The sequence below is a fragment of the Campylobacter concisus genome, from assembly GCF_003048445.1.
In the GTDB taxonomy this organism is placed as follows: domain Bacteria; phylum Campylobacterota; class Campylobacteria; order Campylobacterales; family Campylobacteraceae; genus Campylobacter_A; species Campylobacter_A concisus_BF.
This window is the reverse complement of record NZ_PIQW01000006.1, coordinates 76,206-100,164: the sequence shown is the minus strand read 5'-3', so window position 1 is coordinate 100,164 and position 23,959 is coordinate 76,206. Positions and strand designations below refer to the sequence as shown.

Sequence of the window (23,959 nt, the reverse complement as noted above, 5' to 3'; positions counted from 1 at the left end):
GCGACTTACGCAGGGTCAAACTCTCTTTTATAGCAAATTTCAAAGCACAAATCCTTTTAAAAAATTAATATTTTTTAGCTATAATCCAAAATCAGTTTCAAGGTTTGAAATACTAATCACAAAGGAAAAACAATGACAAGAACAATTGATTGTAGAAATTTAGAGTGCCCAAAACCAGTCATCATGACTAAAAACGCACTTGAGGGTTTAAATGAGGGAGAGAGCCTAGAGATCATCGTAAATGCCCTAGCTCCAAAAGAGAATATCTCGAGATTTTTGAAAAATCAAAATATAGAATTTAGCCTAGAAAGCAATGGCAATGAGACTAAAATTTTAGCCATCAAGGGCAAAAGCGCACTTGAGCTTACAAATTTTGATGAATTTGTCTGCGACATAACACCAAAAAATGAAAAAGTGCTCTATCTAAACGAAGAGCGCGCAGGTAGCGGCGAAGTTGGTATAAATTTGCTATCAAAATTCCTAGGCGCACTTCTTCAAGTAGAGAAAAAACCAAAGATAATCATCTGCGTAAATAACGCTGTTAAGATGACGACAAACCGTTCACATCCAAGCTTTAAGCCACTTAAAGATCTTGAAGCTGCTGGCGTTCAAATTTTAAGCTGCGGAAGCTGCTTGGAGGCTTATAAACTAGTGAGCGATCTTGCAGTTGGCGAAATTTCAAACGCTTATGAGATCATCGACATACTCTCAACTCACGAGCAAATCAAACTATGATCTATCACGACAAAAAGCTTACGCAGTTCGTTAAAGCCGCTGGTTGAGCTGCTAAGCTTGACCCGTCGGGTCTTCACAAAACGATTAGTAGTTTAAATTTATCTCATCCAAACCTGCTCTCAAGCATCGGCTCAAACGAAGATGCGAGTGTTTTCAAGCTCTCAGACGATCTTGCACTCGTTCAGACGCTTGACTTTATCACGCCAGTAGTAAATGACCCATTTATCTACGGTCAGATCGCTGCTGCAAATAGCCTAAGCGACGTCTTTGCAATGGGTGGCGAGGTGATAAACGCCCTAAATATCGTGGGCTTTGATAGCTGCAACCTTGCACCTGAAATTTTAGGCGAAATTTTGCAAGGCGGAGCCGATAAAGTAAGAGAGTGTGGCGGCGTCATCGTTGGCGGACATACGATAGAGACGCAGCAGATGTATTATGGACTAAGCGCGACTGGCAAGGTGAGCCCACAAAATTTCTGGGCAAACAATACAGCAGAAATTGGTAACGTTTTGATCCTTACAAAGCCTCTTGGTAGTGGCATCTTAAGCACAGCGATCAAGGCTGATCTACTAAGCATGAAGCAGATAAATGAGGTCGCTGGCATCATGGCTCAACTAAATTTCTACGCTCTCAAAGCACTAAGTGGCATCAAAGTTTATGCGGCTACCGATGTGACAGGATTTGGATTTTTAGGGCATTTAAGCGAGATGTTAAACGACAAGATCAGCTTTAATGTCTTTGAAAAAGATGTGCCAGTGATCGCAAGTGCGAAAGAATTTGCCGATATGGGCATCATCCCAGAGGGAAGCTACAAAAACCGCGAATTTACAAAGCATTTTGTGAGCAAAGAGGCTGATATCTTGCTATATGACGCGCAAACTTCTGGCGGACTTTTGCTAGCTGTTAGCGAAAATGAGGCAAATTTAGCTCTAAAGCGCCTAAAAGAGGCTGGCTATGAGCGCTCAGCCATCATCGCAGAGGCGATACAAAAAGGCGAGTTTGATATATTTTTAAACTAGGCTTTTGCTAAATTTAGCCTAGTTTTCATGCACTAGATGATGAAATTTCTAAATTTCTTTTAATTTACCTAACCGCTTTATAATGTCAAGAAATTTAACAAAGGAGATATGATGAACTATCTTGAAATTTTAAAATTTCGCCACGCTTGCAAAATTTTTGACGAGAGCAAAAAGATAAGTGCGGGTGAATTTGACTTTATCCTAGAGGCTGGCAGACTAAGCCCAAGCTCGACTGGCCTTGAGCAGTGGGACTTTTTGGTTGTGCAAAACAAGGAGCTTAGAGAGAAGATCAAAGCCGTTTCGTGGAACCAGGCGCAGATCACATCTTGCTCGCATTTGGTGGTAGTCTTAGCAAAGATTAAAGAGATAAAGGTTGGCAGCAGCTATATCGATAAAATGATCGCTAGACGTGCAAATAAAGAGCCTGAGATGATCGCTGCAAGGCAGAAATTTTATCACGACTTTTTGCTATCAAATTTCAAAAATGACGACAAGCTAACATTTCAGTGGTCACACGAGCAGTGCATGATAGCTGCGACAAATATGATGAACGCAGCCGCGAGCCTTGGGATCGACAGCTGCCCGATCGAAGGCTTTGATAGACACGCTTTAAATGAAATTTTAGGTCTTGATGAGAGCGAGAAAAGAGTGGCTATCGTAGTGCCATTTGGCTACCGCCTAAACCCACAGCCTGAAAAACTACGCAGACAAAGATCTGAAGTAGTTACTTGGATCTACTAACTCACGGGGCAAAACGCCCTGTGTCTATTTAAATTTAAACAAAAAGGCATTTTATAAGCTAAAAAAAGTAAATTTGCGTTAAAATCATGGCTAGTTTTAAAAAGCGAGGCTTAAATTTAATGCAAAAAAATAGCGCTAAACCAGTTTTGCAGATTTTTAAGAGGTTCTATGTAAAGATAGCACTACTTCTTTTTGCCTTCATCTTTCTTGCACTTTTTGTCATATTTGCTGGCATAAACGATATAAAATATGAAATTTCAACACTAAATTTTATCACTAGAAGCAATATCGTCAATACATTTGTAGAGGTAAAAGACAATATCACCACAAAGGCAAGACTCATAGCAAACGGCGTAGAGCCATTTTATGAAGATACTGTTGTAAGTAAATTCTACGCCGCTTTTTACGTGATAGCAAAAGATAACTCCTTGCTTTATGAGCGTAAATTTGAGGGCGCTTTTGAGCTACACGACTACGATATCTCGTGGTTTTCAGATATCAAAGCAGGCGAGTTTAGGCTCTCTGATAGATTTTACAAAAATAGACGCTTTAAAGATATCTACATAGCTTACGGGCTAAAAAATGGCAATAAAATTCTCGCCCAGCTAAATCCAAATCTTTTAAAAAACAAGGTCGATACAGGCTACAATAAAAACCTTGCCGCATACGTCTTTTTGGTCGATAAAGATGGCAACCTCTCAAGAGATGAGTTTTATAGAAAATTTATAAAAGAGGACTTTAACAAATACATCTCGCAAGGTGGCGAGTTTAAAGCTGACAAGATCATTTTTAAACTAAAAGATATGAATTTTTATAAGATCAGCTACCTAGAGGAGCAAAAGCTATTTGTCATAACAGGCTCTAGCAGGCAGGCACAGATCTTTATCCAGCTAGTTCTAGTCGTGCTTTCGTTCTTGTGTTTTGTCGCATTTAGCATACTTTGGCTACGTGATAACTCATATATAAAAGATAAAATTCTCTCTCCATTTACTAGGATCGCTCTTTTTGCGGCAGATAAAAGTAAGCCAACTAATGAAGAATTTGACATAAAAGAATTTATCTCACTAAATAACAGCATCAAAAAACTCTACGAAGATAGAGATAAAGCTTACGAGACGGCACAAAGCTACGAGAGTAGATTTGGCTATGTCTTTGAAAAGAGCTTTTTAAAGATCGTGGTCTATGACGCTTATACTGGCGTCATCACGGACATTAGCAACGCTCTTTTAGAAAATCTAGGCTACAAAAAAGATGACGTAGCAGATCTAAATATCAAAGAGCTACTTGAAGATGAGTCTAAGAATTTAGCAGAAGATAGAAAAAATGCTATCAACAATAATCTATCATACGAGGCTAAGCTAAGGCGTAAAAATGGTGAAATCATCGATGTTTTAGTAACCCAAAGTAGCTTTGAGCTAGAAAACACAAGGCTAAATTTCATACTTATAAAGGATATCACTCAAGAAAAGATGACGCAAAGAAATGACGATATCATCAAAAGCTACGTCATTTTATCGCCAAATGTCATCGCCATAGCTTCAGCGCAAGAGCCATTTTTGATCATCCAAAGCACAAACAATGTCGAGAGAATTTTTAATGTCCAAAGCCAAAGTCTCATAAATTTAGAAGATATCATCGCAAGCGAAGACTTTGATAGCTTTAAAGCTGCCGTGCTAGCAAGCAAAAAAGCCTTTTTGCAAGCAAGCTTTAAAAATGAAGAGCTAAATTTCATAGCAAATATGACAAACGCTTATGGCAAGAAAATTCCATTTAAGATAAAGGCTAAATTTATTGATGCAGACGAACAAAAGGTCATCTACTCATTTACCGATCTTAGTGATATGCTAAAGCTTCAAGAGAGATTTGAAAAACAAAGCAAAGAGAGCAAGGCGCTGCTTTGGGCGAGTGAGGCAAATGTCTTTACTTGGGATAAAAGAAGCGACATGCTTAACATCTCAGACGAGCTAAGTAAAATTCTCGGCACGCAAAGCACTCTAAATTTCGAGCAAGCAAAGTCGGTTTTTGTAGATGAGTTTGATAGTTTTTATAGCTTTTTTGAGAGCTTAAGAGACGCTCAAACATACATCAAAGATATCAAGCTTTACAGCATAGATAAAGAAATTTTACACTTTAGACTAAGGGCAAAAGCGCTTGAATACGACGAATTTGGCGAAGTAAGCTTGATAAAAGGCACGTTAAGAGACCTTAGCCTAGAAGATAGCTTCTTTGTCTGCCAAGACCTGCTTGCAAAAATTTTCTCATTTAGCAAAGAAGAGGTCATCTTGCTTGATGAGGAGATGAGGGTCATTGACGCAAATGACGCATTTTTTGAAAGTGCGGGCTCAAAGGATAGTGTATATCTAAAAGATATCACATTTATAAAGCAAGGCTTAAGCGATATAAAGCACCAGATCATAGATACTATAAACAGCGGTGGCTCATGGAGTGGTAAGGTTTGGAGTGAAAATAATAAAAACAAAAGCAAGCTTGAAGTCATAGAAATTTTACCACTTATCGATGCGAGCGAGAAAAGAACTGGCTACATCATGCTCGCAATGCTTGCAAATAACGAAGCTCAAAATGAGAAATATCTAGAATTTATCGCATATCACGATCCGCTCACAAAGCTACCAAATAGATTTTTACTCTACAACAAACTAAATTCTCTCATACAAAAAAATGAACAAAAAATAGCCGTCATCTACCTTGATATAGATGATTTTAAGGGTATAAACGACAACTTCGGTCACCAAATAGGCGATAAATTTTTAGTAGCTATCTCTGAAAAAATAGGCGCTATGTTTAATGGCAAAAATATCTTTGCAAGGATAGGCGGAGATGAGTTTGTAGGAGTTATAAACTACGAAAATTTAGGTGAAGTCTATGAGATAGCGCAAAATATGCTAAGGCTAGCTTCAGATGAAGTAAAGATAGATGAGCTAAAACTAAAAGCAAGCGCTAGCATAGGCATAGCATTGGCTGATAGTGAGCTTGGGGCTGATGATGTGCTACAAAGAGCCGACTGGGCGATGTATCAAGCCAAGATAAGTGGCAAAAACAGAAGCTATACATTTGATGCGAAAAAAGATGTCTATTTTAAGAGCCAGTACGAAGATGGCTCAAAAATTTTAAAAGCTCTTGACGCTGGAGAGATGTTTTTAGAATTTCAGCCAGAGATCAGCTTTAGCACGGGCGAGACTTTAAGTTTTGAAGCGCTTATTAGATGGAGAAAAGATGGCGAGATCATCTACCCAAGTGACTTTTTACCACTTATAAAAACAAGTAGCGCATCAAGTAATATCGCTTTATTTACGATAAAAGAGGCGCTTTTAGCTAGAAAAATGTGGCTAGAAAATGGCATAAGCGCAAAGGTTCGCGTAAATTTAAGCGTTAAAAAGCTCTTTACGCAGGAATTTTGGCATAAATTTAAAGCGATCTTTGATGAGGATAAAAGCCTTGATCCAACTGGACTTATCATCGACGTTATCGACGCTGCAACGGCTACAAATTTAGAAGTTTTAGAAATTTATGTTAGAAAGTATAAAGAGCTTGGCATACACTTCTCGCTTGATGACTTTGCATCATACTCAAGCTCGATCGAAGCTCTTGGCATGCTAAAGACAAATCGCTTCAACATAGATAATAAATTTTGCAAACATATCTTCAGCTCAAAAGAGGCGCTTGAGAGCATAAATATGATAAGGTTTGTGGCTGATAAATTTGGACTAAATACGACTATAAAAAATATCGATGATAAAAGAACGCTTGAGTTTTTGCTTGGTCTTGGATTTGATAAATTTCAAGGCAACATTTTCTCATTAGCGCTTTTGGCAAAAGATGCAGCTTCATTTAAATTTGAAAGACCTAATAATCTGCACATAAAAGACTATAAAAATAGTGAAAATTTCGAGCTTTTCAAAGGCTTAGTCGTGCTAAAAGAGCTTGCAAATGAAGTGATAGTAAATTTAAATCAGGACGACAAACTAGCACAAAGCCTAAAGCAAAAAATAGAAGATGAGATAAAAAATATAGGTAAATATAATCAAGAAATTTCTATAAATTTAAGCAAACTAGCAAGTAGTAGTGACAGCGGCGAACTCTATAATCTAGCCGTGTCCATCATCAAAGAGTGCGATATAAATTTAGGTTTTAGTAAGGAGATAAGAGTTGAGTGATGTAAATGTTTATGAGCACGAGATCCCAAACGGAAGCAAACTTTACTTTGCAAAAAGTGCAAAACTAAAGAGAAAAATCGAGCAAAAAGCGAGTGAAATTTTAGAAGATGAAGGTTTTAGCGAGATCGTAACGCCGTTTTTTTCGTATCATCAACATCTAAGCGTGGATGCGACAAATCTTCTTCGCTTTAGCGACAGTCTAAACCACGAGATAAGCTTAAGGGCTGATAGCACGGTTGATACCGTTAGGATCGTGCTTAGAAGGCTTAAAGCAAATGAGCCAAGGAGATGGTTTTACATCCAGCCAGTCTTTCGCTACCCAAGCCAAGAAATTTATCAAATAGGCGCTGAGCTTATCGGCGAAAACGATATTTTAAAAAGTATAAATATCGTAGCAAAGCTCTTTAATGAGCTTGATCTTAGTGCTTGTTTGCAGCTTAGCAATATGCAAATCCCAAGGATAATTTGCGAAATTTTAAACTTAGAGATAGAAATTTTTGAAAACTCATGGCTAGAAAAGATCTTAGCCCAAAACGTGCCGTGGCTTAGCAAACTAGCCCTTTTAAAGGACGCTAGAGAGCTTGATGAGATAGTAAGTTTAGTCCCTGATAAGCTAAAAGAGGCGCTAAGAAATTTACAAAGTGTAGCCAAATCACTAGAATATAAAAATTTAAGAATAGTTCCGCTATATTACTCAAAAATGAGATATTATGATAGTTTATTTTTTAGGTTTTTAAAAGATAACGCCATCTTAGCAAGTGGCGGAAACTATGAAATAGACGGAATTTCAAGCAGCGGGTTCGCTGTTTATACTGATGCATTAATAGAAGAAAAAATTAATTTAAGGAAGTAAGAATGAGAAAGACTGATTTAGTAGTTGGTGTTCAATGGGGTGATGAGGGCAAAGGCAAGATAGTTGATATGCTAGGACTAAACTATGACATGATTTGTCGCTCTCAAGGTGGCCACAACGCTGGTCATACGATCTGGGTCGATGGCGTAAGATACGCGCTCCACCTTGTCCCAAGCGGAATTTTGCACAAAAATATCATAAATATCATCGGCAACGGCGTCGTTGTATCTCCAGAGGTGCTCATCACTGAGATGGCGCAATTTGACAACTTAGAGGGCAGACTTTATATAAGTGACAAAGCACACTTAAATTTAAGCTACCACAGCCAAGTCGATCAAGCAAAAGAGCGCTTAAAAGGCGAAAAAGCGATCGGAACGACTGGCAAAGGCATCGGACCAACATATGCAGACAAGATAAGCAGAAGCGGCCACAGAGTTGGCGAGCTACTTGAGCCAGAGCGCTTGTGCGATGCTTTGATGCATGATTTTGAAACAAACAAATGCGTATTTGACGCACTTGGCGTAAAGATACCTGAAGAAAATGAGCTACTTGAAGAGTTAAAAAGATATAAAGAGGTGCTTGCTCCATTTATCGCAAACACTACAAATTTAGTTTGGAAAGCGCTTGATGAAGATAAAAAAGTCCTACTTGAAGGCGCTCAAGGCACACTTTTAGACATAGATCACGGCACATATCCTTATGTAACTAGCTCAAATACCATAAGCGCTGGTGCCTGCACAGGCCTTGGACTAAATCCAAAAGAGATAGGCAAAGTAATAGGCGTCATCAAAGCATATACAACTCGCGTAGGCCACGGACCTTTCCCAACTGAAGACAAGGGCACAAATGGCGATAAGATGTGCGAGATAGGTAAAGAATTTGGCACAACAACAGGCCGCCGCAGACGTTGTGGCTGGTTTGACGCAGTAAGCGTAAAATACGCTTCAAGGCTTGATGGCGTCGATACTTATGCACTTATGAAGCTTGACGTGCTTGATGGCTTTGAAGTGGTAAAAATTTGCAAAGCATATCAATATAACGGCGAAACTATCGACTACGTACCAACAGATCTTGAAAATGCAACGCCTATTTATGAGGAGCTTGCAGGCTGGGACAGTGTAAAAGGCATCAGCCGATATGAAGACCTGCCAGCAAACGCAAGAGCATATATCGAGCGCATCGAGGAGCTAACTGGCGTGAAGGTTGGCTATATCTCAACAAGCCCTGAGAGAAGCGATACGATCATTAGATGAAAAGCAAATTTACCTCCGTCGTCCGCGTCAAAAAGCAGGAGATGGATAAGGTAGAGGCTAAGCTCGTCGTTGCTAGGCTAAATGTAAGAAATGCTGAAGAAAAAATAGCACTCTTAAGGGCCAAGCTCAACGAATTTAGCCTGCCAAAAAGCGGCAACATAGGCGAGCTAAGAGAAAATTTAGAGCTCATAAATATAGCAAGAGCCGAGCTAAGTGCCTGCAAAGAGAGCTTAGAGATAGCAAAAAAAGAGGTCTTGCACTACGAGCACAAATATAAAAATGCAAATTTAGAGTATGAAAAGATGAAATATCTAGAAAAAGAAGAATTTAAAAAAGAGATAAAACGCATACAAAAGGCTGAAGCGCTTGCTCTTGATGAGTTTGCGGTTATGAAATTTGCAGCCAAAAGCGAGGCGTAATGAGAGCTGTTTTACTCTTTTTTATGGTCATAAATTTTGCATTTTGCTTTGAAGTGCCGGTTGATTGCACTCAGATCTTTGAAGCTAGAAAAGAGGAGATTTCAAAGGAACTTGAGGTCATCGACGAGCAGCGCCAAGCCCTAGAGGTCTTTCGAGCAAGCTCGGCTGCAGCTTATGAAGAGAACAACAAAAAGCTTGCCAAAAAAGAGGCTGATCTGAATGCGACGATGAAAGTGATCGAGCAAAAGCGCAAAGAGATCGACGAAGTTGTCGCTAAAAATGAGAAAATTTTAAAAGAGCTTCGCACGATGACAACTGACAAGGTCAATGAATCCTACGCCAAAATGAAAGATGGCGCAGCAGCCGAAGTACTCTCGCAAATGCCTAGATCAAACGCGGCCACCATACTTTACGCCCTTGATGCAAAAAAGATATCAACCATCATGGCTAAGATGGATCCAAAGGTTGCCTCTGAAGTGACTGCGCTACTTCAAAAAGGGCCTCCATTTATCGATGAAAAGGGCGATATGCCCGCTCCAGCTGGAAGTATAAATATGCAGTAAATTTAATTTACTACCAATCTAAAAAACTAAATTTAACTGATAAATTTAACCCGTTTACTTACAGCCCTCACATTTTTGCCCCTGCTCTTGTTGTAAATTTAATGGCGACTTGCTTTTTACGCACAGGGGCATAAGCGGTCCAGCTATACTAAATGCCTCACTCTTTTGGCAAAAGGGTCGAATTTGCATAAATTTTTTGCCTAAATTTAGTGAGAAAAATTTAGTAAATGGTAAAAAGCAGCTTAGCTCAGTTTTGCCATTACCAAAGAGATTTGTGCTGGAGTTTTTAAGAAATTTTGGCTTAAAAGATAGAGCTTATTATGAATTTAGTGATGATGAAAAAAACATCATAAAAAGACTTTTTGCATATCATTTTGCTCCGGCTGGGACATTTGGCTTTGAAAGGGCTGAAGTTACAAAAGGTGGCGTAAAAACTATATTTTTAGATGAAAATTTAGAGAGCAAAAGCGTAAAAGGGCTTTATTTTATAGGAGAGGTTTTAGATATCACTGGTATGCTTGGTGGATACAACTTGCATTTTGCATTTGCAAGTGCTCTAAAGGTAGCTAGCGCTTTAAAAAATAGCTAATCAAATAGAAGTGAAATTTAGTGGCAGCCAAAACTGCCACTAAAATTATTATTTCTCGCTTAGATACTCTTGCAAGCTTTTTACTTCAAGCGCTTTGCCAGTTTGAACTGTGCTTAGCGACTTAGCAGCTGCAAGTGCTGCACGGATAGTTGTAAAGTATGGAATTTTAAATCTAAGTACATTTTGGCGGATCTTTTTGCCGTCATCCACGCTTGATTTTGTATCACTTGTATTTATAACAAGCGCTATATCACCGTTTTTAAGCCTATCTTCGACGTTTGGCCTGCCCTCGCTTATCTTATAGACGAACTCAGCCTCCACGCCAGCTTCGCTTAAAATTTTATGCGTTCCACCAGTTGCGATGATGCTAAAACCAAGCGCTATGAGATCTCTTGCAAGGTCTGGTGCGTAATATTTATCAGCGTCAGCTAGCGTTAAAAATACCCTGCCCTTGCTTGGCAAAGTGTTGCTCGCAGCGATCTGACTCTTTGCAAATGAGCTTGCAAAGTCGTGGCTGATACCCATGACCTCGCCCGTGCTCTTCATCTCAGGGCCAAGGATAAGATCTGCGCCACTTAGCTTGTTAAACGGCAGCACGCATTCTTTTACGCTAACATGCGAGCTCACACGAGGTTTTAAGATGTCGCCCTCTTCATAAACAACTCTGTAGTCATCATAAAATTTAAGCGCCTCACGTAAATTTCCCTGCCACATAACTCTTGTCGCCACCTTTGCCATAGGCACGCCAGTAGCCTTGCTCACAAACGGCACGGTCCTGCTTGCGCGAGGATTTACCTCAATCATATAAAGCTCGTTTTCATAGATGGCAAACTGGATATTCATAAGGCCGACAACGCCTAAATTTAGTGCGATATCTCTGGTTTGCCTCTCCACTTTTTTTATCATTTCCTCACTTAAGCTCATCGGTGGCAATATGCAAGCTGAGTCACCAGAGTGAATTCCAGCCTCCTCGATGTGCTCCATTATAGCGCCTATATAGACCTCTTTGCCGTCACATATCGCATCTACGTCGAGCTCTTTTGCGTCTTGTAAAAATTTATCAAGTAGCACTGGCGAGTGGTTGCTGACTTTCACGGCCTCGCTCATATACTCTTTTAGCTCGCTCTCGTTATGCACTCTTCTCATCGCCCTGCCGCCTAAGACGTAGCTTGGGCGAACAAGCACTGGATAGCCGATAGTCGCGGCCTTTTGCAAGGCTTCTTCTAAGCTAGTGGCGGTGTCATTTTTAGGCTGAAGGACGCCTATTTTATTTATAAATTCGCTAAATTTCTTTCTATCCTCGGCCACGTCGATCACTCTTGCAGTTGTGCCGATGATCTTAGCGCCGATCACGCTTAGGCGCTTTGCAAATTTAAGCGGAGTTTGGCCGCCAAAATGCACGATGACGCCGTCTGGCTTTTCACGCTCGATGACTGATCTAACGTGCTCAAAATCGATCGGTTCAAAGTATAAAATATCGCTCGTATCGTAGTCGGTTGAGACGGTTTCTGGGTTGCAGTTATACATTATCGTCTTTACGCCAAGGTCTCTTAGCGCGTAGCTTGCATGCACGCAGCAGTAGTCAAACTCTATGCCCTGACCGATCCTATTTGGACCGCCGCCTATTATCATCACCTTTTTAGCCTCTTTTGCTGGCTCTTTTTTAGGAAATTTGGTTATATTTGTGGTTGAGTAAAGATATGGCGTTAGCGCCTTAAACTCGCCCGCACAAGTATCGACCTCGTTGTATTCAAGCTCGATGCCAAGCTTCTGCCTAGCAAAATAGATATCATTTTGGCTAAGTTCAAGATCGTCTTTTTCATTTATAAGCACGGCTATCATCTTGTCTGAAAAGCCCATGCTTTTGGCCTCTCGCAGCAGCACTTCGTCGTTTAAGATATCCATGTCGATCTTATCTTCAAATTTAACTATCTCATAAATTTGCTCTAAAAACCAAGGATCGATCTTGCTAAACTCATGCACCTCAGCCACGCTAAAGCCATCTCTAAATGCCTGCGCTAGATATAAAATTCTTCTCTCATTTGCATTTCTGATGCCATAAATCAAAGCGTTTTTCTCTAAACTAAGGCTGTTAAATCCGCAAAGATCACGCTCTAAACTACAAAGCGCCTTTTGGATGCTCTCTTTAAATGTCCTACCAATAGCCATGACCTCGCCAACTGACTTCATCGCAGTGCCTAGATATGGGTTTGACCCTGGGAATTTCTCAAATGTAAAGCGTGGAATTTTTGTCACTATGTAGTCAATAACCGGCTCAAAGCTAGCAGGCGTGCCAGTGATGTCGTTTTTGATCTCGTCTAAGCTAAAACCAACAGCCAGAAGTGTCGCGACCTTTGCGATAGGATAGCCAGTAGCTTTACTAGCAAGTGCTGAGCTTCGGCTAACGCGTGGGTTCATCTCGATAACGATCATGCGGCCCGTTTTTGGATCTATGGCAAACTGCACGTTGCTGCCGCCCGTATCAACGCCGATCTCACGAAGTATGGCAAAACTAGCGTCACGCATAGTCTGATACTCTTTATCTGTGAGTGTGAGTGCTGGTGCGACCGTAATGCTATCGCCTGTATGCACGCCCATTGGGTCGAAATTCTCGATCGAGCAGACGATGATACAGTTGTCGTTTCTATCTCTAATGACCTCCATCTCGTACTCTTTCCAGCCAAGCAAGCTCTCTTCTATCAAAATTTCATGTATCGGACTTGCGTCAAGGCCGGTGTTGGCTAGCTCTTTAAACTCGTCCATATTGTAAGCCACGCCGCTTCCTGCGCCGCCAAGCGTATAGCTAGCTCTTATGATAAGCGGAAAGCCTATCTCATTTGCCGCATTTAGCGCGTCGTCCATGTTATAAGCATATCTACTCTCAGGCAGGTCCATGCCGATCTTTTGCATGGTTGCTTTAAAAATTTGTCTATCTTCGCCCTTTTTTATCGCTTCTGGGTTTGCACCAAGAAATTTGACATCCTTTAAAAGTCCGCTCTCAAAGACCTCCATGGCGGCATTTAGCGCCACTTGTCCGCCCATAGTTGGCAAGATAGCATCAATCTTTTCTTTTTCGATGATCTTTAAAATGCTATCTTTTGTGATCGGCTCGATATACGTTGCATCGGCGAAATTTGGGTCAGTCATGATGGTGGCTGGGTTTGAGTTGATAAGCACTACGCGGTATCCAAGCTCTTTTAGCGTCTTGGCTGCTTGCGTGCCTGAGTAGTCAAATTCGCAGGCTTGACCGATGACGATAGGGCCTGAGCCGATTAGTAAAATGGTATTTATATCTGTTCTTTTTGGCATCATTTTTCCTTTGTTACAACGTATAGGTAGTTTGGTATGTTTAGCTTCGCATAGGGCTCTACTATCACGCTTTGATAGGAGCTCTCTTTTAAAATTTTACTCACGCGCCCTACTGGCACCCCACTAAAAAATATCCCGTCAAGCCCGCTCGTAAAGACCTCATCGCCCTCTTTTGGGCTGAGCCATTGTGGGATAAATTTCACCATTATTTGGCCTTGATTTCCATGCGCGACGCCTGGAATTTTCTCGTTTCCTATATAGACTGCAAATATACTTTTTGGGTCATTTTGCAAGTAAGCTAGCGGCTTGCCGTCTTTTGCGATGACGATGCCTGCGCTGCTTCCTTGATAGATGAGCCCGTAAATTTTATTTGGGTCGTATCCTTCAAACTCGCTTATCCAAATTTTATTATAATCCCCGATATGCACGTAGCTAAGCCCTTTTACTAGCTTTACAGCTGGGGCGTAGGCAGTTGAGTTTTTATCTTTTAAAATTTGATTTAGCTCGTTTGCAAAAGTAGATAGAAGCGTGGCTGAGCGCTCTAGCTCTTTGTTTTGCGCTCTTAGCCTTTCTATCTCGCTAGCCTGCCTAAAATATTCGTTTATATAATCTTTCACGCTTTTAGCAAAATTGTCGTATGAATTTATAGCGTAGTTGCTAAATTTAATAGAGATGTTGCTTAAAATTTCGCCCTTAAACATCGAGGCACCAGCAAGCAACGCTATAAAAACAAAAAGAACAATCTTACTCTTCATTTGTTAGCTGTTGTAAAAGTCCGATCTCTTGAAGTGCCTTGCCTGTGCCTCTAGCAACGGCAAGAAGCGGCTCGTCAGCTACAAATACTGGAAGCTTAACGATATCAGACAAGAACTTGTCAAGCCCTCTAATAAGCGCCCCACCGCCAGTTAGCACGATACCAGTCTCGACGATATCGCCAGCAAGATCAGGCGGCATCATCTCAAGCACGGTTTTAAGCGCATCTGCGATCTCTTTTAGCGGCTCTCTCATCGCCTCTCTCACGTCTTCACTTGTTAGCTCAACCCTGCTTAAAAGACCGCTCACTTGGTCGCGTCCTTTTACCACTACGCTTAGCTCTTTTTCAAGCTGCACAGCAGAGCCCACAGCGATCTTTATCTCCTCGCCTGTTCTCTCGCCTATTAGTAAGTTGTATTTTTCTTTTATGTAATTAACTATGCTGCTATCTATCTTATCGCCAGCTGTGCGGATAGATTTTGAGATAACTAAACCGCCAAGTGAGACGACGCCGATCTCAGTCGTACCACCGCCGATATCAACTACAAGGTTGCCTTGTGGCTCTCGAACTGGTAAATTTGCTCCGATAGCCGCTGCCATAGGCTCTTCTATCAAAAATACCTCTCTTGCACCAGCACTTAGTGCGCTCTCTCTAACAGCCTTTCTCTCAACCTGAGTAAGTCCGTAAGGAACTGAGATGATGATCCTTGGGCGTAAGAAATTTTTCCTTCTATGAGTCTTTTCTATAAAGTAGCGTATCATCCTCTCTGTCATGTCAAAGTCTGCGATAACGCCATCTCTCATCGGTCTTATCGCCTCGATGTCGCCAGGAGTTTTTCCCACCATCTCTTTTGCAGCGTGGCCGACTGCTAGAATTTTTTGTTTTCCATATTTTTCACGTCTTACTGCAACAACCGATGGTTCATTTATGATTATTCCCTTATCTTTTACCAAAACCAAAGTGTTTGCCGTACCTAAATCTATACCCATATCACTTGAGAAAAAACCTATAACCTGATCTAAAAACATCTATTTCCTTTACGCTGTTAATTTATTGTGCTTTACCAAAATCGGCTTTGCCTTATCTTTTACCGTCTCTTTTGAGATCACGATATCGTAGTCTTTTAGCTCTGGCAGATCATACATTATATCTGTCATGAGCTCTTCCATTATGCTTCTAAGCCCTCTTGCCCCAGTCTTTCGCTCGATAGCAAGGTTCGCTATCTCTTCAAGCGCTTCATCATCAAATTTAAGCGCAGCGCCGTCGATCGCACAAAGCTTTTGATATTGTTTTAATATCGCATTTTTTGGCTCGGTCAAAATTTTAACCATATCCTCTTTTGTTATCTCATTTAAAGTAGCCACCACGTGAAGTCTGCCGATGAGCTCTGGGATGAGGCCATATTTTACAAGATCGTCTGGCTCAAGCAGGCTTAGTAAATTTTCTTTTTCGTTTTTGCCACGTTTTTCTTGGTTAAAGCCAAGTACGTTTTTACCAACTCTGCGCTCGATAATGTCAAGAAGTCCGTCAAATGCACCGCCGCAAACAAATAAGATATTTGTCGTATCTATCTGGATGAAGTCTTGGTTTGGATGCTTTCTGCCGCCTTTTGGTGGGATATTTACAACACTTCCTTCGATGATCTTTAAAAGCGCTTGCTGCACGCCTTCACCTGAGACGTCTCTTGTGATGCTTCTGTTTTCACTCATTCTAGCGATCTTATCGATCTCATCGACAAATACAATGCCCTGTTCCGCCTTTTTCACATCGCCATTTGCAGCTTGCAAGAGCCTTGTTAGGATATTTTCAACGTCCTCGCCGACATATCCAGCCTCAGTTAGGCTTGTCGCGTCGCAAATCGCGATAGGCACGTCAAGAAATCTCGCTAAAGTCTGAGCCATCAAGGTCTTGCCGCTTCCAGTTGGACCAACAAGCAAGATGTTTGACTTTGAAATTTCGGTGTCGTCTTTGATGTCGCTTTGTTTAAAAATTCTCTTATAATGGTTATATACGCCGACGCTAAAGACCTTTTTAGCCCTATCTTGACCGATCACGTAGTTATCAAGTACCGCTTTTAGCTCCTTTGGTGTGAGCTTTTGATACTCTATCGCCTCTTCGTTCTTGCTCTCTTCTACACTCGTATCACCATGTATCATATCGTATGCTGCTGCTATACAGTACTCGCATATATAGGCGTTTCCTTCGATATCTGCTAATAATCTTCTCTCAGCAGACTCAGCCTCGCCACAAAAATTACACTTTCTAGCCATTAATCTCTTCCTTTTGCAAGCGGAATTCCTCTTGTTGTTTCTAATATAAATTTACACATTTTTTTAACATTTTCGTCGCTGGTTTTTGCGATCAGCTCGTTTGCTTGATCTTTTAGGCTGATGCCTTGATTAAACAAAAATTTATAAGCGCGAACAAGCTCTTCAACCTGCTCTTTGTCAAATCTACGCCTAATGCCAACTAAATTTAAGCTTCTTATATAGGCTCTGTTGCCCTCAGCTAGGCAAAATGGCACTACATCTTGGCTTAGCGCACTAGCCCCTGCGACCATGCAGCTCTCACCCACTCTAACAAACTGATGAATAGGCGTAAGACCGCCCACAACAGCGTAGTCACCAAGCTCGACGTGGCCAGCTAGTGTTGCGTTATTTGCCAAAATGACGTTGCTGCCTATTATGCAGTCGTGTGCGATGTGAGAATATGCCATGATAAAGGCGTTATCGCCGATCCTTGTTATGCCATCGCCCTTGTGCGTGCCTGAGTTTATCGTGCAAAACTCACGTATAGTTGCATGCTCGCCGATGATGACGCCAGTATCGACCTCATCTTTATAGCTGATATCTTGCGGGATATCGCCCACGATCGCGTAGCTAAATACACGAGAGTTATCGCCGATCCTCGTCTTGCCAAGCACCCTTGCGCCTTGTTTTATCGTGACGTTGTTGCCAAGGACTGCATCTTTACTTACAAATGCGTAAGCCTCGATATTTGCGTCATCTCCAATGATCGCTCCATCTTCTATAACTGCTGTTTGGTGGATATTTTTCATTGTCTCTCTTTTTTAAGCAAAAGCCTATTTATCGACTATCATCGCTTTTAGTTCAGCCTCGGCGCATAGCACATCATCAACATATGCTTTGCCCTCAAGCACCCAGATATTGCCTTTGTGTTTTAATACATTTAATCTATACTCTAGCCTATCTCCAGGGCGGACTGGATGGCGAAATTTAGCCCCGTCTATGCTCATAAAATAGACCACTTTGTTTTCAATGCCAGCTTGATGCTCGTCACTCATACTCTTAAACGCTAATACGCCGCCAGCTTGCGCCATGCCCTCAATGATCATCACGCCAGGATAGATCGGGTGACCTGGGAAGTGCCCCTGAAATATCGGCTCGCCAATGGTTACATTTTTATAAGCGACGATGTTTTTTGCAGGCTCTAGCTCGACAACTCTATCGATAAGCAAAAATGGAAATCTATGTGGGAGAATTTTTTGAATTTCTACGACGTCTATCACGTTTTAGCCTTAGTAATGTAAATTTTGGCAGATTGTAACAAATTTATACTAAGAAAAAAATTATTAGCCTCTTTTAAAATCTCTGAAATTTAGCCTTAATGGGTCTAAATTTAGCCCTCTAAAACCAAAATTTCTTCGCTGTCGTTGTAAAAAACAGCCCTTGCGTAAATTTCGTAGCTGCCCTTTTTGACCTCGTCTAAGATGATGATAGGATTTTGCGAAAACTCCCCGCTTATATCACGGCGAAATTTCATCTCAGCACCAAGCTCAAGTGGCATTTTGCAAAGCTCATCAACGCTTTTAAATTTGCTATTTGTAAATTTATTAAATCGACTTAAGCTCATAAAAACCACGCCCTCTTTTAGCTCATCATCGATCTCGCAGTCACGCTCCACGTTAAGCTTTAAATTTTCTCTTTTAAAGCCAGAGTAGAGCACAAAGTAGCTTGGCACCACAACTCCATCAAATTTCACACTAGCGCGCAAAAGGCGGTAGTTTAAAAACCTTCTTCTAAAAAGGTGAAATTTCTCCCCTCTCGCCTCGCACTCACGCACCTTTTTGTAAAGCTCAAGCCTCGCTTCTATGCTGCCATAAAGCGCCCTTGCATGTAGCTCGCTCATTAGCTCACTTTGGGGCAAATTTTGCGTGTCGCGCTGTTTTTTTAGCGCAAAGACACAGCCGCAGTAGTTTTGGTGATAGAGCTTGTCTTTTTTAGCGAGGATAAACTGCTCGCTTGTGCCGCCATTTTTTCTATAATCAACCGCAACCGCTTCTAAATTTGAGCCAGCCACCGCCTCATCAAGCGCCTTTTTTAGCTGAGAAAAGTCCTTTTTTGGGCTCATCAAAAGCGTTGTCGTGATCTTATTTAGACCAAGCTCTATCGCCTTTTTAGCAGAGTCTGCCATGCGAAAATGAAAGCAGTACTCACACCTTTTGCCCTTTTCTGGCTCATCTTCAAGCCCCTTTGTGCCACCAAGCCACGCTTCGTAGTCGTACTGGCCGCATATTAGCTCAATTCCTAGCTTCTCGCAGCTTCGCTTCACGTCCTCAAAACGCAGTAAAAACTCACTATATGGATGTATGTTTGGATCGTAAAAATAGCCTACTATTCGCTCGTTTGGGAAGTCTTTTCGTAGGCGCTGTAAAAAGTAGTGGCTATCGACCGAGCAGCAGATATGAACTAGCAAATTTGACCTTTTTTGCTTGCATTATATCAAAGTTTGCCCTCATAAAATTTAGCCGCGTCGAGGTATTTTTTAAGGACATTTTGGCTTGCAAGATCCTCAAATTTACCCCACGCCACTTGCTTGCCAGCCTCTATTATTAGCACCTTTTGCGCTATCTTCATCGCACTTAAAATATCGTGCGTGATAAAAATTATGCTGATCTTTTCATCCAAGCTTAAAAGCAAATTTATGATCTTTTGCTTCGTTTCGTTGTCAAGTCCGCTTGTTATCTCGTCGCAGATCAAAATTTTTGGTTTTGAAAGAAGCGCTAGCAAGATCCCAACCCTTGTCGCCTCGCCGCCACTTAGTTGTGATGGATATTTTTCTAAAATTTCATCTTTTAAATTTAAATTTGCCAGAAGCTCTTTAAGCTCATTTTCGCTAAAGCTAAGCTTAAGATATGACCTCACATGAGCGATGGCTGTTTTTACTTTTAGTGCTGGATTTAGGGCTTGTTTTTGGTTTTGCAAGATATATCTGATATCTTTTTTGAGCTCATTTTTGTCCGTGATCTCTTCATTATTTATATAAATTTTGCCCCCACTTTTTGGCTCGCTAAATGATATGAGCTTTGCAAGCGTGCTTTTGCCACTGCCACTTTGACCCAAAATGGCTAAATTTTCGCCATCATCAAGCTCACAACTTATCTCCTCTAAAAGGTGCAAAACTTCAGCCTTAGCGTTAAAATGCTCCTTAAAACTTAAACTTTTTGAGACGTTTTTGAGCCTTATTTTCACGCATTTTCCTTTAAATTTAGCCGCCCATCTCTCATCTGCCAAATCTCATCGCTAAGATAGTTCGTTAGCGCCTCATCGTGCGAGATAAAAATGACGCTCATCTTGCCCTTCAGGCTCTCTAAGATGCCTGCCACGTGGCTACCGCTAATGCTATCAAGCCCGCTTGTTATCTCGTCGCAGATCAAAATTTTTGGCTTCAAGCAAAGCGCCAGAGCTATCTGCACGCGGCTTGCCTCGCCGCCACTTAGCTCGTATGAGTATTTGTGCCATATGAGATTTGCATTACCCAGCCCAAACTCCCTAAAATAAGCAAACGCAAGCTCTTTATTTGCCTTTTTGTCGCCATCAAGATAGGCGTTAAAGTGATCGCCCACGTTTAAGAGCGGATGAAGGCTGGCAACTGAGTTTTGAAAAACGAGCGCAGCGACCTTTCTTCGGTGCTCTTTTAGCTCATTTTGACTAAGCTTTAAGATATCTTTTTTGTAAATGCTAAATTTATCCGCCCTCACTCTAAAATGATCATCAAAAAGCCTTATTAAACTCTTTGCAAAGAGCGATTTGCCACTGCCACTAGCGCCTGTGATACCTATAAATTTACCCTCGCTCATGCTAAAATCAAGCTCGCTCAAAAGCTTTTTATCCTTATAAAAAACGTTTAAATTTCTAATCTCTATCATATTTTTATATTGCCATTTTTTGAATTTGACGTGATGATCGAGGTTGCAAGGATGAGCAAAAAGAGCGTCACACCAGGGAAAAGCACCATCCACCAAGAGCCAAGAAAAAGCGCTTCTTTGCTCTCATTTAGCATGATGCCAAGGCTTATTTTATTAGCGTCACTACCCACGCCAAAAAAACCAAGCGTTGCCTCCATGACGACTGCGTTTATCGCGTTTATGCCAAAGATACTAACTATTAGATGCTTTAAATTTGGCAAAATTTCAAAGCAGATAAGGCTAAATTTACCAGCCCCATTTATCACAGCTTGCTCGGCGTAGTCGCACTTTTTATTAAGCCTTAAATTTTGCATAAAAACCTTTGCACCCTGCATAAACGAGCAAATGGCGATGATAAAAGAGGTTATAAGCAGATCTCCGCTACTAAATGAGCTAAAAAGCATGATAAAAACGATGTTTGGTATGCTTAAAAAAGCATCAAGCCCCTTGTCAAAAAGGCTCTCACAAACCCTGCTCTTGCTCGTGCCAAAATATGCGTAGATGAGCGAAAATAAGGTCGTTAAAAAGCCAGCTAAAAGCAAGATAAGAAGCGAGTTTTTAAGTGCGTAGGCCACTCTTATGAGATTGTCCCTGCCTAGGATGTCAGTGCCAAAGATATGCTCGCCGTTTGGGGCTAAATTTACCGCCATAAAGTCAGTGAAATTTGGCTCAAATTTAGAAAAAAACGGCGTCACAAAGGCAAATAAAACAAGTGCCAAAAAAGTAAAGCAGGCTAGGAAAAATATGACTTTTCTCATAAATTTCTCTTATCTGCCAAGATAGCAAAAATTTTAGCCAGTAAATTTGCAAAAACGACAAAAACAGCCGTTAGCAAAATGGTCGCAAGTGCGACTGGATAGTCTTTGGCGATGACTGCGTCAAGGCTAAGCTTGCCTATGCCTGGAAAAGAAAAAATGCTCTCAATGACGTATGAGCCAGCAAAAACGCCAGCCACAAGGGTTACGAAATAATAGACTATATCGGTGCTTGCGTGCTTTATGGCAAAGAGATAAATTTTGCCGCGCCCCAAGCCTCTAGCGTGAGCCGTCTGGATAAAGTCGGCGTTTAGGCTTTGATTTAGCCTGTCTCTTACAAATTTCACGTTTGCGCCAAGGTGTGGCAAGATGATGGCAAGCGTTGGCAAGATGATAAATTTAGCTCCCATCCCGCTAGATCCTAGCTCGTTTGCGCCAGAGCTTGGCAGCACGTTTAGATAGACGCTAAAGATAGCTATTAGCACGAGTGCGATGTAAAAATGCGGCAGGGAAGCTAGCAAAAAGGAGCTAAAATTTATAAAGATATCGGCAAATTTATTTTTATAAATGGCACTTAAAAACCCTAAAAAAAATGATAAAAAAACTATCAGAAAAAATGAGGCAAAAAATAAGATAAGCGAGTTTAAAAGTCTCTCTTTAATGAGTAAAAAAACGCTTGCTCCACTTACAAAGCTAGTGCCAAAGTCCCCAGTGACAAAGTGAGCTAGCCATCTAAAATACTGCACAAAAAAGCCATCTTTTAGCCCCAAATTTTCTAAAATTTGCTCTTTTATAGCCACGCTCACCGCCTCACTTCGCAAAAACATCGCGTCAGTGACGTTTCCTGGCAAAAAATATATAAGCAAAAATAGAAAAAACGAGATAAAAAACAGCAATCCAAGGCTTGAGATCGCTGTTTTTAAAATGGCTCTAAACAAAGTTTTTATCCACTATTTTACTTGCCACTCTCTTATGTTCCATAAAAATCCAGCCCCATGATGACCTAAAATTTGCGTCTTTATGCCTGAAATTTTGTTGTTAAAAACGAGCGGATAGTCAAGATAGGCTATAAAAATGTAAGGTGGGTTTTCATGAAGCGCTTTTAGAAATTCTTTGTAGTATTTTTTCCTAAGCTCCACGTCCTTTGTATATCTTGCGTTTTTTAGGGCGCTATCGACGTTTTCGTCCTTGTAGTGGCTAAAGTTCCAGCCATTTTCATTTACGCTTACATCGGCAAATCCGCCAAAAATTCTATATGTGTGAAAGTCTGGATCAAACGGGCTTCCCCAGCCGATCACGAAGCTATCTACCTTGCTTATGCTAAAGGCTGTTTTTGGCTTTGCATAGGCTTTGGCTCTCACGCCAAATTTCTCAAACTCGCTGCTTAAAATTTTAGCTAGATTGACCCTTAAGATGTCGTTATTAAAGGCGTAGATGTCAAAGCCAAGCTCCTTGCCGTCCTTCTCAAAAAAGCCAGCCTTGTTTTTCTTAAAGCCACTCTTTTCAAGTAGCTCCCTAGCCTTTTGCGGATCGTAGCTAAATTTAAACTCGCTGTCGTTTGCAAAGCTTTTTTCTATCGGGTTGTTCGCTACGCTTGCATATCCGTGAAATAAATTTTTAACTATCTCATCTTTATTTACGGCGTAGTTTAGGGCTATCCTTACATTTTTATCTTGAAAAAGAGGATCATTAAAGTTAAACATCAAAGCTCTATAGTCCGCACTTTTAAATTTAAGCAGGCTTAATTTTTTATCATCTTTTATGAAATTTACACCAGTTGGAGAGATGAGCGCAACGTCGATCTCACCGCTTTTTAGGCCTACAAGCCTTAAATTTTCATCACCAACTATCTTTAAAAATAGCCTTTTTATCTTTGGCTCACCTTTGTAAAATTTATCATTTGCCACAAACTCTAAGCTCTCATCTTTTTTCCATTTTACAAGCTTGTATGCGCCAGTGCCAATAGGTGCGTCATTAAATTTATCAGTCGCGATATCTTTGCCCTTTAAAATGTGCTCAGGCAAAACGCCAAAGCTAAGTGCGTCAAGAAACGGCGGAAAAGGCTCTTTTAGCGTGATCTTTACCTTATAATCGCCCAAAATTTCAACGCTTTTTACCACCTCATAGTTTGAGATAGCAGGTGCGTTTAGCTTCTTATCTTGAGCCGCTTCGATGGTAAATTTAACGTCCTTTGCGCTAAATTTCACCCCGTCATGCCAAAACGCATCATCTCTTAGCTCAAAAACATACTCCAGCCCGTCATCACTCACCTGCCAAGACTTGGCAAGCTCAGGCACGACGTGGCTATTTTCATCGTGGCTAGTAAGTCCAGAAAAAACCAGCGAAAGCGTAGGATCGTGATCCTCGTCATAGAGTGGATTTATACGAGGTGTTTGCTCCTCGATAGCGACCACAACGGCATTTTCATTTGCATAAGCAAAGGCAGAAAACAACAAAAACAATAAAACCAAAAACCTCTTCATCACTTGCTCCTTTGTTTAAAAAATATTTGACGAATGGTAATACGAAATGCATAAAAGTATTATTAAGATAAGTGTAAATTTAATGTATAGAAAATTTGAAATT

General features: G+C 40.9%; 20 protein-coding genes and 1 pseudogene. 9 read left to right on the top strand and 12 right to left on the bottom strand.

Annotation, left to right across the window (positions count from 1 at the left end; translation table 11 throughout):
• Positions 1–132 precede the first annotated feature (132 nt).
• From yedF to CVT14_RS04965, 9 genes and pseudogenes are all read left to right on the top strand, one after another.
• Positions 133–735 carry a sulfurtransferase-like selenium metabolism protein YedF gene (yedF, locus tag CVT14_RS05005; protein ID WP_012140414.1) on the top strand — a complete coding sequence of 201 codons (603 nt, stop codon included), beginning with the start codon at positions 133–135 and terminating at the stop codon, positions 733–735.
• Positions 732–1,754 (top strand): selenide, water dikinase SelD, encoded by a 1,023-nt coding sequence (selD, locus tag CVT14_RS05000; protein WP_107849854.1) that lies wholly within the window; start codon positions 732–734, stop codon positions 1,752–1,754. Before yedF ends, selD begins: the two co-directional genes overlap by 4 nt.
• Before the next feature lie 111 nt (positions 1,755–1,865).
• Complete coding sequence (locus tag CVT14_RS04995) at positions 1,866–2,495, top strand: NAD(P)H-dependent oxidoreductase (RefSeq protein WP_107849853.1); 630 nt, start codon at positions 1,866–1,868, stop codon at positions 2,493–2,495.
• A gap of 119 nt (positions 2,496–2,614) precedes the next feature.
• On the top strand, positions 2,615–6,670 hold the full coding sequence (locus tag CVT14_RS04990) for a diguanylate cyclase domain-containing protein (RefSeq protein WP_234403116.1): 4,056 nt from the start codon (positions 2,615–2,617) through the stop codon (positions 6,668–6,670).
• Complete coding sequence (locus CVT14_RS04985) at positions 6,663–7,523, top strand: ATP phosphoribosyltransferase regulatory subunit (RefSeq protein ID WP_107849851.1); 861 nt, start codon at positions 6,663–6,665, stop codon at positions 7,521–7,523. Before CVT14_RS04990 ends, CVT14_RS04985 begins: the two co-directional genes overlap by 8 nt.
• A gap of 2 nt (positions 7,524–7,525) precedes the next feature.
• A complete protein-coding gene (locus tag CVT14_RS04980; protein WP_107849850.1) occupies positions 7,526–8,776 on the top strand; it encodes an adenylosuccinate synthase in 1,251 nt (416 codons plus the stop codon).
• A 41-nt stretch (positions 8,777–8,817) separates the two neighbouring features.
• Entirely contained in the window at positions 8,818–9,195 is a 378-nt protein-coding gene (locus CVT14_RS04975; protein WP_232527094.1) for a flagellar export protein FliJ, read from the top strand.
• Entirely contained in the window at positions 9,195–9,758 is a 564-nt protein-coding gene (locus tag CVT14_RS04970; protein WP_002941458.1) for a MotE family protein, read from the top strand. Before CVT14_RS04975 ends, CVT14_RS04970 begins: the two co-directional genes overlap by 1 nt.
• 106 nt (positions 9,759–9,864) lie before the next feature.
• Positions 9,865–10,347: pseudogene (locus tag CVT14_RS04965) on the top strand (NAD(P)/FAD-dependent oxidoreductase); the annotation flags it as partial.
• A gap of 48 nt (positions 10,348–10,395) precedes the next feature.
• On the opposite strand, the gene carB reads toward CVT14_RS04965, so the two are convergent.
• From carB to CVT14_RS04905, 12 genes are all read right to left on the bottom strand, one after another.
• Positions 10,396–13,656: a carbamoyl-phosphate synthase large subunit gene (gene carB / locus CVT14_RS04960; protein WP_107849848.1), complete on the bottom strand. Its 3,261-nt coding sequence runs from the start codon at positions 13,654–13,656 to the stop codon at positions 10,396–10,398.
• Positions 13,656–14,411 (bottom strand): rod shape-determining protein MreC, encoded by a 756-nt coding sequence (mreC, locus tag CVT14_RS04955; protein WP_087583513.1) that lies wholly within the window; start codon positions 14,409–14,411, stop codon positions 13,656–13,658. Before mreC ends, carB begins: the two co-directional genes overlap by 1 nt.
• On the bottom strand, positions 14,401–15,438 hold the full coding sequence (locus CVT14_RS04950; RefSeq protein ID WP_002939972.1) for a rod shape-determining protein: 1,038 nt from the start codon (positions 15,436–15,438) through the stop codon (positions 14,401–14,403). Before CVT14_RS04950 ends, mreC begins: the two co-directional genes overlap by 11 nt.
• Before the next feature lie 9 nt (positions 15,439–15,447).
• Positions 15,448–16,680, bottom strand: a complete 1,233-nt coding sequence (clpX, locus tag CVT14_RS04945; protein WP_107849847.1) for an ATP-dependent Clp protease ATP-binding subunit ClpX — start codon at positions 16,678–16,680, stop codon at positions 15,448–15,450.
• A complete protein-coding gene (lpxA, locus tag CVT14_RS04940) occupies positions 16,680–17,468 on the bottom strand; it encodes an acyl-ACP--UDP-N-acetylglucosamine O-acyltransferase (RefSeq protein ID WP_009295380.1) in 789 nt (262 codons plus the stop codon). Before lpxA ends, clpX begins: the two co-directional genes overlap by 1 nt.
• Before the next feature lie 24 nt (positions 17,469–17,492).
• Positions 17,493–17,939, bottom strand: a complete 447-nt coding sequence (fabZ, locus tag CVT14_RS04935) for a 3-hydroxyacyl-ACP dehydratase FabZ (protein WP_004317884.1) — start codon at positions 17,937–17,939, stop codon at positions 17,493–17,495.
• A gap of 110 nt (positions 17,940–18,049) precedes the next feature.
• Complete coding sequence (locus tag CVT14_RS04930; RefSeq protein WP_107849846.1) at positions 18,050–19,126, bottom strand: epoxyqueuosine reductase QueH; 1,077 nt, start codon at positions 19,124–19,126, stop codon at positions 18,050–18,052.
• Positions 19,127–19,152: 26 nt separating this feature from the next.
• On the bottom strand, positions 19,153–19,902 hold the full coding sequence (locus CVT14_RS04925) for an ATP-binding cassette domain-containing protein (protein WP_107849845.1): 750 nt from the start codon (positions 19,900–19,902) through the stop codon (positions 19,153–19,155).
• Positions 19,899–20,579 carry an ATP-binding cassette domain-containing protein gene (locus tag CVT14_RS04920; RefSeq protein ID WP_107849844.1) on the bottom strand — a complete coding sequence of 227 codons (681 nt, stop codon included), beginning with the start codon at positions 20,577–20,579 and terminating at the stop codon, positions 19,899–19,901. The genes CVT14_RS04925 and CVT14_RS04920 overlap by 4 nt, the downstream gene beginning before the upstream one ends.
• Positions 20,576–21,376: an ABC transporter permease gene (locus CVT14_RS04915; RefSeq protein ID WP_107849843.1), complete on the bottom strand. Its 801-nt coding sequence runs from the start codon at positions 21,374–21,376 to the stop codon at positions 20,576–20,578. Before CVT14_RS04915 ends, CVT14_RS04920 begins: the two co-directional genes overlap by 4 nt.
• Positions 21,373–22,311 (bottom strand): ABC transporter permease, encoded by a 939-nt coding sequence (locus tag CVT14_RS04910; RefSeq protein WP_107849842.1) that lies wholly within the window; start codon positions 22,309–22,311, stop codon positions 21,373–21,375. The genes CVT14_RS04915 and CVT14_RS04910 overlap by 4 nt, the downstream gene beginning before the upstream one ends.
• Positions 22,312–22,323: 12 nt before the next feature.
• The gene (locus CVT14_RS04905) at positions 22,324–23,856 is read right to left on the bottom strand and encodes an ABC transporter substrate-binding protein (RefSeq protein ID WP_107849841.1); all 1,533 of its coding nucleotides are present in this window, start codon (positions 23,854–23,856) and stop codon (positions 22,324–22,326) included.
• Between the last annotated feature and the right edge of the window lie 103 nt (positions 23,857–23,959).